The organism is uncultured Kriegella sp., from assembly GCF_963975415.1.
GTDB lineage: Bacteria > Bacteroidota > Bacteroidia > Flavobacteriales > Flavobacteriaceae > Kriegella.
Window position 1 is genome coordinate 24,994 of sequence record NZ_CAXBGN010000021.1, and the last position, 9,994, is coordinate 34,987.

The following is a 9,994-nucleotide window of genomic DNA, read 5'->3' on the forward strand; positions in this document are numbered from 1 at the left end:
CGCAATGTTGAACATTATATATAACATTTGTAAATTTCAAAAAACATGCTATACTGATGTACTATTTAAAATATATACCTCCTTGGCATAGACTTAATTTTCTTATTTTTTAAGGAATGTAACCATAGATACCCTAAAAACTTCAAGACATGAAAGAATATAAAATCTTAAAACAGAAGGTTAATCTTTTAAAGAATACCGATGAAAAATTCGAAACCCAATTGAACCTTCTGGCCCGTGAAGGCTGGCGCGTTATAACGGCTGTAACCGACCAAGGAAATATGGGACTTAAAGTGATATTAGAAAGGGACAAGAATAGGTAATGGGGTCTCTCGAGGACTAAATTGTAGCATTTTATTACCAAAATACAAAATTCCCATCATGAGTAAAAAAAAGGCTTTTGCCTTACGACTGAACGAAGAAATGTTAAAAGCTATTGAAAAATGGGCTTCCGATGAATTCCGAAGCACCAATGGACAAATAGAATGGATGTTAATGAAAAGTCTTAGAGAAGCCAAAAGAGAACCTAAGAAAAAACCTGATTGATCAAGCAAACACCATTTTTCTTGATTTTCCCCTTAACTTTGAAACACATTTATTGCAGGCCAGTGGAAACTGGCTTTTCAATTATAGAAAAGCACCCTTATTTGCCAACGCTCGCTCTTATTTGAATAATACGCATCAAAACCAACTTGCAGTGCATTATAAAATTTTATGTTCCGATTTAGATGGCACACTACTTTCAACCAAAAGTGACGTGTCAGATTTTACTATTGCAGAAATTTCAAGAATACGAAATACGACGAAAATAATTTTAGTATCGGCCCGAATGCCACGGTCTATGACCTATTTGCAACGTCGGCTAGGTATTGAACACGAACCTATTATATGTTATAATGGCGCGTTGATCTTAAACGGAGCATCTATAGTTGTATCTACTGTTATTGATTTGAAACATGTAGCCCAAATACATGCAATGGCCGATAAATTAGGTATTAAACTCGGACTTTATTACAAAGACGAATGGTATGTCGAGGAAGATACCGAGCGGGTTCAAAAAGAAATACGATATACCAAGGCAGTGCCCTCATTCAGGGCCACGTCGCAGACCCTCACTGAATGGAAAGACCGAAAAGTAAGTGCGCACAAAATCATGCTTATGGGAACCAAGGAAACGGCCGACATGCTATACCCCGAATTGATGGAGAAATTTTCCGAAAGCTTACATCTTTATCGGTCAAATGATACGTTGATCGAAGTGGCCCCTAAATCCGTATCAAAACTTTCAGCAATCAAGTGCCTACTTAATGATGGTAATACTTTGAACGATGTTATTTCATTTGGTGACAATTATAACGACATAGAAATGTTACAGTATTCGGGTTATGGGGTGGCTGTTGACAATGCCCGGGAAGAAGTAAAAGCCATTGCCCAAAAAATTACCTTAAAAAATACCGCGCATGGTGTTGCACATTTTATCAAAGAACACCTGCATTGATTATATTTGACAAATAAGCGCCCCTATATGACCGAAAACCTGTTACCCGAACCGCTGCTCACCGATGACACCGTAATATTTGGAATACTCACACTTTGTTTAGGGTTTATTTTTTATACCTCATCGATAAAAACCGGTTTTTGGAGTAAATTTTATGGAATAGTTCCGGCCGTCTTGATGTGCTATCTATTACCGGGAATGCTTTCTTCTTTTGGTGTTATTGCAGAAAAATGGGAAACCATCAATAATGCTGGCGACGTAGTCGTTCACGAATCAAGATTGTATTATATGGCCAGTCGCTACCTATTGCCCGCTGCGTTGGTATTAATGACTTTGAGCATTGACCTAAAAGCAATTGCTAATTTAGGATCTAAAGCCCTCACTATGTTTTTGACCGGTACGGTAGGCATTGTTATTGGCGGACCGATTGCCATTTTAATCGTTTCCATCTTTTCCCCGGAATCTGTTGGGGGAAACGATTTTGATGCCATTTGGCGCGGACTTTCCACTATCGCGGGTAGTTGGATAGGCGGAGGGGCAAATCAAGCTGCTATGTACGAGATTTTTAAATATACTCCAGAAAAATATGGTGCGATGGTATTGATCGATATCGTTGTAGCCAATATTTGGATGGCCATTATATTACTAGGGGTCGGACGCACCAAACAGATAGACCGTTGGCTCAAAGCGGATACCTCCTCAATAGAAACATTAAAGATAAAAGTAACCGCCTTCGCAGAAAAAATAACACGTGTGCCTACTCTCAAAGATTATATGATGATGCTTTCTTTTGCTTTTACGGCAGTAGGAGTCGCCCATTTTTTTGGAGGACACATAAGCACATTTTTAATCGATACTTTTGAAAGTGTAAGTGATAAAAAAAGCTTTTTATCTTTTCTTGGATCCGGTTTTTTCTGGATGGTCGTAATAGCAACAGCAGTGGGCATTTCATTGTCCTTTACCAATGCCAAGAACTATGAAGGTGCGGGAGCCAGTAAAATTGGAGGCATGTTTATTTACATTTTGGTCGCAACCATAGGAATGAAGATGGATCTTGGCAAAGTTTTAGAAAACCCGGGACTTATCGCAATAGGTTTTATTTGGATTTCCATACATGCCGTACTATTGATCTTTGTCGCAAAACTAATCAAAGCGCCCTATTTCTTTTTGGCGGTAGGAAGCCAAGCAAATGTAGGAGGGGCCGCATCGGCGCCTGTAGTGGCAGCTGAGTTTCATCCTTCATTGACCTCTGTTGGTGTGCTCTTGGCCGTTTTTGGTTATGTTGTAGGAACCGGGGGCGCCCTACTCTGCGCTTATCTAATGGAAATTGCTTCAAAAATTTAGAAACTATCTAAAAGTTTATGGATATTTGCCCCACAAACAACAAACATGAAAAACCTATTCTTTTTTAGCTTACTTGCACTACTTATTTTTTCTTGCGGGGAAAATATGACCGATAGTACGATGAAAGTCGTCGGCAATGTAAAGGGCCTTAAAAAAGGAACATTGTATTTGCAACATATTCCTGATTCAACATTGGCAACCATTGATTCACTTCAAATAGATGGCGACGGAAACTTTTCGTTTACTACGGAATTGGAAAGTCCGGAAATTTTCTATCTCTATCTTGACAAAAAAGATAACAACATGGTCAACGACCGAATCACGTTCTTTGGCGAACCTGGTCAAATTACTATAAACACCACTTGGAACACTTTTGATACCAATGCTAAGATTAGCGGTTCTGATACCAATAAAAAATTGGAAGAATATCGAAAAGTAATGTCGGAAATCAACAAAAGGGACCTTGAAATGATGCAGCTGGCGACAAATACCGAAAAACCTTTAGACTCATTGCAACTCGACTCCTTACGAATTAAAAGCGACCGTAACGTAAAGAGAGGATATGCCTATGCACTTAATTTTGCATTGAACAACAAAAACTCTTATATAGCCCCCTATATAGCTCTTTTTGAAGTGGCCGATGCAAACCCAAAATACTTAGACTCAATTAGTAATTCATTAGCCCCTGAAGTGGCTGATTCAAAATACGGTCGGGCATTGAAAAAACATTTGGAAAAACTGAAGGCCGAAAATTAATTCTAGTCACAAAGGCAAATCAGAATTTAAGTGAGACTAGAAACATAGAGCAAAAAAAAATCCCGCACTAGTGCGGGATTTTTTTTAAAAGCCAGGTACTTTTAGCCTAACTTATTCAAGTCTTCCACCAAAGCAGTAGCTTCCTTCTGTAATGTTGCACGAACTTCGTTCAAGTGTTTCTTTCTGTTTTCAACATCTCTTTGATTGACCTTAACGATTAAATCATCAAATGTTTCAATGGCCTTATCAATAATCTTGGCCCCTTCTTTAGAATCTTGCTTACCATTGGCCGTTTCAACGATATAAACCGCCTCGATAATATCGCCCAACACATTATTGATATCCTTTTTTAACTCTCTAATATTTGCCATGAATTTATTTTTTTTGCAAAAATAGGCTTTTTGAAATCAATCACCACAGAAAAATTAAACCGTAATCAAAGCCTATAAAATATTGAATCTTCCCTTGTATTAGAGGATAATCAAATGGTTACCTCCAAGAGCTTCGCTCCCTTGGTCTTTAATTGTATTTTTTTTGAATTGGCAGTAACCAAGGCAGTTTCCCCCTTTTGTATCGTAGCCGACCCAAATTCGTTCTCTATGGTTGCCGAACCACCCACACACATATAAATAGTAAACGAATCACGATTTGAAACATCTTGTTCCAAATCTTTTGTCAAATCAATATAATTCGTGGTGAAATAGGGGCAAGCCACCATATCATTAACAACATCTTCATCTCGATCATAATGAACCTTGAAATCGTCTTTTTGCTTGTAGTCAATTGCGTCTAAAGCCTGCTCGGTATGTAATTCGCGAAGATTCCCGTTTTTATCGCGGCGATTAAAGTCAAACACCCGATAAGTAACATCGGAAGTCTGTTGAATTTCAGCAAGTAGCACCCCGGCACCAATCGCGTGAATTTTACCCGTATTTATAAAAAACGTATCACCTTCTTTAACTTTTTCATAATTTAAAAGCTCTAGAAGCGAATCATCTTCTAGGCTTTTGGCATATTCTTCTTTTGACACATCTTTATTAAAACCAACAATCAGACTTGCAGCTTTATCAGCATTCATTATATACCACATCTCCGTTTTACCAAAGGAATTATGTCGCTTTTTTGCCAATTCGTCGTTGGGATGCAATTGAATCGACAGATCTTGTTTGGCATCTATAAACTTTATAAGTATAGGAAACTCTTTTCCAAAGCGTTCTACTACACTTTTACCCAAGACCTCTTCACCGCTTTGATCGATTAACTCCTGCAGTGAAGTTCCCATGAGCTCCCCATTGGAAACAACCGATATATCACCAGGTACGGTCGATATCTCCCAACTTTCACCGGTTATATCGTTCGGAATTTCCTTTCCTAAAACGTCTTTCAATTTCGTGCCTCCCCAAAGGCGTTCTTTTAAAATAGGGTTGAATTTCAATGGATACATAAGCTTGATCGGGTTTAGTTTCTAAGCCATATTTTAAATGGCAATTATTCTGGCATCATGATATTAATTTTCACCCCGCATAGGTAACAAAATTCCTTGGGGTTTCATAAAGTACAACTTCCAACTCTTTGTTCGAAGCGATGTGCGGACGCAGCTTGTTCCATATAACAACCGCAATATTCTCGGCAGTAGGATTAAGCGCTTTAAACTCTCGTACCTCTAAATTAAGGTTTCTATGATCAAGTGCATCCTCAACTTTATCTTTGATCAGTTCCTTTAATATCTTCATATCCATCACAAAACCTGTTTGCTTGTCTATCGCTCCCGATACACTGACAATAAGCTCATAGTTGTGACCATGAAAATTCGGATTACTACATTTGCCAAAGACCTCGGCATTTTTTTCATCATCCCAGTCTTCACAATACAATCGATGTGCAGCATTAAAATGTGCCCTTCTACTAACCTTCACTTTCATGCCCATCAAATATTGGTTTTAGAGATATGGTCATAGAATTTCTCAAAAATAATTTTGAACCAAGCCGTATATCGCTGGGGGTCTGATGCAATACTTTTCTTTATTTCCTCCGGTTTCATCCATTTCCAATCGGCTACCTCTTTCGGGTTGATTTTCGGAATACCGTTGAAGCTTCCCATCATAACATGGTCCAACTCATGCTCGGTCAATCCATTATCAAAGGGAGCTTTGTAGATAAACGAAAAAAGCTCCTTCAATTCAACTGAAAAACCCATTTCTTCCTCTAATCTTCTTTTACCGGCTTCAAGGTTACATTCTCCCTCCCTTTGATGACTGCAACACGTATTCGTCCACAACAAAGGGGAATGATATTTCTCAGCAGCCCGTTGTTGTAACATTGTTTCTCCCTTTTCGTTCATAATGAAAACCGAGAATGCCCGATGTAGCAATGCCTTTTCATGTGCTTCCATTTTTGGCATGGTACCAACTTGTTGGTCTTGTTCATTGACCAAAATCACTTGTTCCTCTTCCATAGTGTAAAAATAAGACCTTTGCCCGTTTTTACGGGTTAAGTCTATCATAAAAATAACAAAAGAAGTAGGGTTTAAGGAATAATCTGTTAGTTAAAAGAACCTTGGCGATTTTAGATTTCCCTTGGTGCTAATAAAATCATATCTAAAGATAACTTCGAATGACCCATCGTTAAAAGCGGCATTGCCCAATTCGGTAACTTCTCGATCATAAGCAATTCCGATTAGGAATTTATTGGATATCTGAAAACCGGCCAATCCGCTAAAGGCAGCATCCCACCGATATGCACCTCCTAAAATAAATTTTTCGCTAAACATGAAATTTGCAGATATATCGACCTGCAAGGGCGCGCCACGCACTACTTTCGTCAACAGAGCTGGTTTGAACTTTAATGATGAATTGAGGTCCCAAACATAACCCGTGATAAAATAGAAATTCATTTGTTCTTTAGCCGTGGAAAGCGAAGCTTCATCAAAATGCGAAGTCTCAAGAAACCTTGGCACCGATAACCCAGCATAGAATTTTTGGGTATGATAATAGATTCCCGCCCCAATATTCGGTGAAAACCTATTGTCAATGTTTTGTTGTAATATTTGATCTTGGGTATATTGATTGAGTTCTGAAAACCTTACATCCAACAAATTTGCGCTGGCTTTTAATCCGAAACTTAATCTTCCTTCCGTGGAAGTATAAACGGTATATGAAAAATCAAGATCAAAATTTGTCTCCGAAGTCGGACCAATCTTATCGTTCACAATAGACAGTCCAAGGCCTACACCTCTATATCCTATTGGGGAATGCAAATTAAAAGTCTGCGTTTGCGGTGCACCATCAAGACCGATCCATTGTGACCGATGTAATGCAGCGACACTAATATGTCCTCGTGAACCGGCATACGCTGGGTTTACACTGACTGTATTATACATATACTGGGTAAACTGTGCGTCTTGCTGCCCGAACACTGCGCCTATCATGAAAAAGCAGAGCATACCAAGCAAAAATTTGACTTTCTCGATCCACTTATTTTTTTGTTCAAATTTTACCATGATGCTATCTGTTTATATATATGTAACCCGTTTTTGTTTTCATATTGCCAGTCGCATCTTCATAATCCAAAATATAGAAATAAGTACCTACGGGTAATTTGTTGTCAACATTAACAGTGACCCTTCCTTTTGAAGTACCATCAAAATAATTATTGCTATTGTCGTATGCACTGGTACCGAATACGAGTACACCCCACCTGTTATAAATTTTGAGCGTATTGTTCGGGAAATTCTCAATGCTATTTATTCTCAATGTATCATGGGCCCCATCTCCATTGGGTGTAATAATATTGAAAACCTCTAAATCTTCATCCGAGACATTGGGTTCCAGATAATCGGGAGTCCCATCACTATCCGTATCATCGTTCAAGAAGTTACCATCTTTGTCTGCGTCTTCGTTCGTGGTATCGGTACCATCGCCATCATCATCGGTATCACGATAATCAACTTCACCATCACCGTCGGTATCCGGTAAATCGTTTCTTGGGTCATTTATTTCATCATTCACATCATCATCTACGGTAGCAGTCCCTTCGTATCCGTCATCTAAGCCATCATTATCCTTATCGGAACCAATAAAACGTACTTCAGGAATACCATCATGATCATGATCGTGAGCTTCGATATTGTCAAGAACTTTATCCCCATCACTATCTTCATCCAAATAATCGGGTAAATTATCTCCATCTGTATCTATCGGGAAAATGCCAATGGAACTATTTCTTTCGTACGCATCGTCAAGTCCATCTCCATTGCTATCGATTCCACTGGGCGGAATATAGTTTAGAGTCGACTGAGCCTCTACGTTATCGGGAATGCCATCATTATCAGAATCAATATCTAAATAATCGGGGAACCCATCTCCGTCAGAATCTGTGGGATTTGTAGATGGGTCACCATCGTTGTCGAGATTTAAGTCTTCAAAACTATCAACGATTCCATCAAAGTCACTATCAATAATCCCGGTCGGATTGACCACGACATTCACCGTAGCCGTACTACAATTCCCGAGCCTATCGCAAAGGGTATACGTAAAAGAATCGTTTCCTAAATAGTCTGTAACCGGTGTATAGGTAATAGTATCGTCGGTTATATCATTTGGTGTCCCATTCTCATTAATTACAATCGTGCCATTGGAAGGATTGGTCGTTGATAGTGAATCATCGAAAGAAATATCATTGTCATTTGCCAAAATATCAATCTCTACAGGAATATTTTCGGTAGTTGAAATTAGATCTTCGACCCCATCTACAATCGGAAGATTTGTCACACTCACCGTTGCCGTACTACAATCACCAAACGTATTACAAATTGTATAATCGAACGAGTCGGAACCATTATAATCGGGGTTAGGAATATATGTTACAATATCGTCATTAGGGTCGTTCGGGGTACCATTATTATCAATATCAACTCTACCATTGGTGGCAGCACCTGAAATAGTCAGTATTCCATTAGCCGGCATATCGGAATCATTGTTATAAATGTCTACAACCACAGGAACATCTTCATCGGTCGTAACAACATCATCAACCAATGTTGCCGATTCATACATACAAACTACCGTAAAATTGGGCAAACTAAAATCGCAACCCGCCTTTGTGACCGTTGCACTATATTTGACAACAGTTTCTGTGGCGCTTACAACAGGTCGGGCCTGATCTCCACTAACTACTGGATTCCAACTTACCGTAGCTCCCGAGCTTAGATCGACATTTGCAGTTATATCCAAAGTGACCTGATTGAAAGGGGAGTTACAATTGGTCAAAATAAAGTACCCCGTTGCATTTGACCCACACAATGTACCATCGTAGGTGGCAAAATACACACCCCTTTGAGTAGCCTCATAGAAAGAATTCGTTCCCAAAACCGTATTTGTATCAGATGCTTCAAACCATCTATAGTTTGACTCACCTTTACCCTCAGGGGCTTGTAACAAAAATTGTGCATTGCCTACAATAACGCCCATCATTAAAAAAGCAAGGCTGAGAATTAATCTCTTATATGTTTGGATAAGTTTCAAATCGATTTGGATCGTTTCAGTTATTTCACCACAAAAACTACATTAATCAAAGAGTTATAGTCCGGTGGAGTTCCTACCACGTCATATTGCATAATACCATCTGCGCTAATACTATCAATGTTCAAAACCGCAGGATCTGCATAAGTAACATAATAATAGAGCTCTGTTTTGGTATAGGTAGGTATGGCTGAAGGAGCTCCTGCGCTTGCCATGGTCGGACTACCAAATTGATCGATATATTCTTGATATAAATCGATGGTTACATTATTGACAACCGTCGAAGCATCAACTGCGATGGATGGCGGATAGAATATACGTGCCGCTTTTGAAGTAATTGGGGCAATAGCTTGAATTACCTCTTGAACGGTCGTTTCTTCAACATAACCTTGTGCCGCACTTTTTCCGGCATCATCAACATCGATATCTACCCTTAGTTCCACTTCGTCGTCGAATTGATCGTCAGTACCTAAGGATGACAATGGAACATTAAGAGGTCCTCCACCATCAGTGATTCTTAAATTCGAGCCAACAACTGCGAACGCAGTATTGTATTCATTACCTATTACATAATCAGCATCATTTACGTTTAAGGTGATATTATTACCATCGGCGATGGCAATGTAGCCAGGATTGCCGTTTGTTGATAATGTCTGATCGTCTGTGGTTGGATCACCAGGAGCCCCTTGTGGACCTACTGGACCTTGGTCTCCAGTAGCACCTTTGTCACCTGTTGCTCCCTTGTCCCCTGTTGCTCCTTTATCTCCGGTAAGACCTTTGTCACCTATCGGACCTTTATCGCCATCGGGACCTTGTGCACCCACATCGCCAGTAGCACCCTTGTCCCCTGTTGCTCCTTTATCTCCGGTAAGACCTT

General features: G+C 39.4%; 12 protein-coding genes. 5 read left to right on the plus strand and 7 right to left on the minus strand.

What is annotated here, in order from left to right:
- Window positions 1-149: 149 nt before the first annotated feature.
- From AACZ88_RS23770 to AACZ88_RS23790, 5 genes are all read left to right on the plus strand, one after another.
- Window positions 150-323, plus strand: a complete 174-nt coding sequence (locus AACZ88_RS23770; RefSeq protein ID WP_339716252.1) for a DUF4177 domain-containing protein — start codon at window positions 150-152, stop codon at window positions 321-323.
- Between the two features lie 58 nt (window positions 324-381).
- Entirely contained in the window at window positions 382-546 is a 165-nt protein-coding gene (locus AACZ88_RS23775; protein WP_339716255.1) for an Arc family DNA-binding protein, read from the plus strand.
- A 151-nt stretch (window positions 547-697) separates the two neighbouring features.
- The gene (locus tag AACZ88_RS23780) at window positions 698-1,498 is read left to right on the plus strand and encodes an HAD family hydrolase (RefSeq protein ID WP_339716258.1); all 801 of its coding nucleotides are present in this window, start codon (window positions 698-700) and stop codon (window positions 1,496-1,498) included.
- A gap of 27 nt (window positions 1,499-1,525) precedes the next feature.
- Window positions 1,526-2,842 carry a DUF819 family protein gene (locus AACZ88_RS23785; protein ID WP_339716261.1) on the plus strand — a complete coding sequence of 439 codons (1,317 nt, stop codon included), beginning with the start codon at window positions 1,526-1,528 and terminating at the stop codon, window positions 2,840-2,842.
- Window positions 2,843-2,887: 45 nt separating this feature from the next.
- Window positions 2,888-3,598, plus strand: a complete 711-nt coding sequence (locus AACZ88_RS23790; protein ID WP_339716264.1) for a DUF4369 domain-containing protein — start codon at window positions 2,888-2,890, stop codon at window positions 3,596-3,598.
- Window positions 3,599-3,699: 101 nt separating this feature from the next.
- Here the strand turns inward: AACZ88_RS23790 and AACZ88_RS23795 are convergent, their stop codons facing one another.
- The 7 genes from AACZ88_RS23795 to AACZ88_RS23825 all read right to left on the minus strand — a co-directional run.
- Entirely contained in the window at window positions 3,700-3,969 is a 270-nt protein-coding gene (locus tag AACZ88_RS23795) for a hypothetical protein (protein ID WP_339716266.1), read from the minus strand.
- Window positions 3,970-4,079: 110 nt separating this feature from the next.
- On the minus strand, window positions 4,080-5,042 hold the full coding sequence (locus tag AACZ88_RS23800; RefSeq protein ID WP_339716268.1) for a type I phosphomannose isomerase catalytic subunit: 963 nt from the start codon (window positions 5,040-5,042) through the stop codon (window positions 4,080-4,082).
- Between the two features lie 70 nt (window positions 5,043-5,112).
- Window positions 5,113-5,520: a 6-carboxytetrahydropterin synthase gene (locus AACZ88_RS23805; RefSeq protein WP_339716277.1), complete on the minus strand. Its 408-nt coding sequence runs from the start codon at window positions 5,518-5,520 to the stop codon at window positions 5,113-5,115.
- Window positions 5,521-5,525: 5 nt separating this feature from the next.
- Window positions 5,526-6,053: an isopentenyl-diphosphate Delta-isomerase gene (gene idi / locus AACZ88_RS23810; RefSeq protein WP_339716270.1), complete on the minus strand. Its 528-nt coding sequence runs from the start codon at window positions 6,051-6,053 to the stop codon at window positions 5,526-5,528.
- A gap of 90 nt (window positions 6,054-6,143) precedes the next feature.
- Window positions 6,144-7,040 carry a type IX secretion system membrane protein PorP/SprF gene (locus AACZ88_RS23815; protein ID WP_339716280.1) on the minus strand — a complete coding sequence of 299 codons (897 nt, stop codon included), beginning with the start codon at window positions 7,038-7,040 and terminating at the stop codon, window positions 6,144-6,146.
- A gap of 61 nt (window positions 7,041-7,101) precedes the next feature.
- Entirely contained in the window at window positions 7,102-9,120 is a 2,019-nt protein-coding gene (locus tag AACZ88_RS23820) for a gliding motility-associated C-terminal domain-containing protein (protein WP_339716273.1), read from the minus strand.
- Between the two features lie 20 nt (window positions 9,121-9,140).
- A partial coding sequence (locus AACZ88_RS23825) for a hypothetical protein (RefSeq protein WP_339716276.1) occupies window positions 9,141-9,994 on the minus strand: 854 nt, incomplete at its 5' end.

Excerpts from the sequence above, each read along its gene's own strand:
- AACZ88_RS23815 (WP_339716280.1), bottom strand. The coding sequence starts at position 7,040 with ATGCTCTGCTTTTTCATGATAGGCGCAGTGTTCGGGCAGCAAGACGCA.
- AACZ88_RS23795 (WP_339716266.1), bottom strand. The coding sequence starts at position 3,969 with ATGGCAAATATTAGAGAGTTAAAAAAGGATATCAATAATGTGTTGGGC.
- AACZ88_RS23800 (WP_339716268.1), bottom strand. The coding sequence starts at position 5,042 with ATGTATCCATTGAAATTCAACCCTATTTTAAAAGAACGCCTTTGGGGA.
- AACZ88_RS23785 (WP_339716261.1), top strand. The coding sequence starts at position 1,526 with ATGACCGAAAACCTGTTACCCGAACCGCTGCTCACCGATGACACCGTA.
- AACZ88_RS23805 (WP_339716277.1), bottom strand. The coding sequence starts at position 5,520 with ATGAAAGTGAAGGTTAGTAGAAGGGCACATTTTAATGCTGCACATCGA.
- AACZ88_RS23790 (WP_339716264.1), top strand. The coding sequence starts at position 2,888 with ATGAAAAACCTATTCTTTTTTAGCTTACTTGCACTACTTATTTTTTCT.
- AACZ88_RS23770 (WP_339716252.1), top strand. The coding sequence starts at position 150 with ATGAAAGAATATAAAATCTTAAAACAGAAGGTTAATCTTTTAAAGAAT.
- AACZ88_RS23775 (WP_339716255.1), top strand. The coding sequence starts at position 382 with ATGAGTAAAAAAAAGGCTTTTGCCTTACGACTGAACGAAGAAATGTTA.
- idi (WP_339716270.1), bottom strand. The coding sequence starts at position 6,053 with ATGGAAGAGGAACAAGTGATTTTGGTCAATGAACAAGACCAACAAGTT.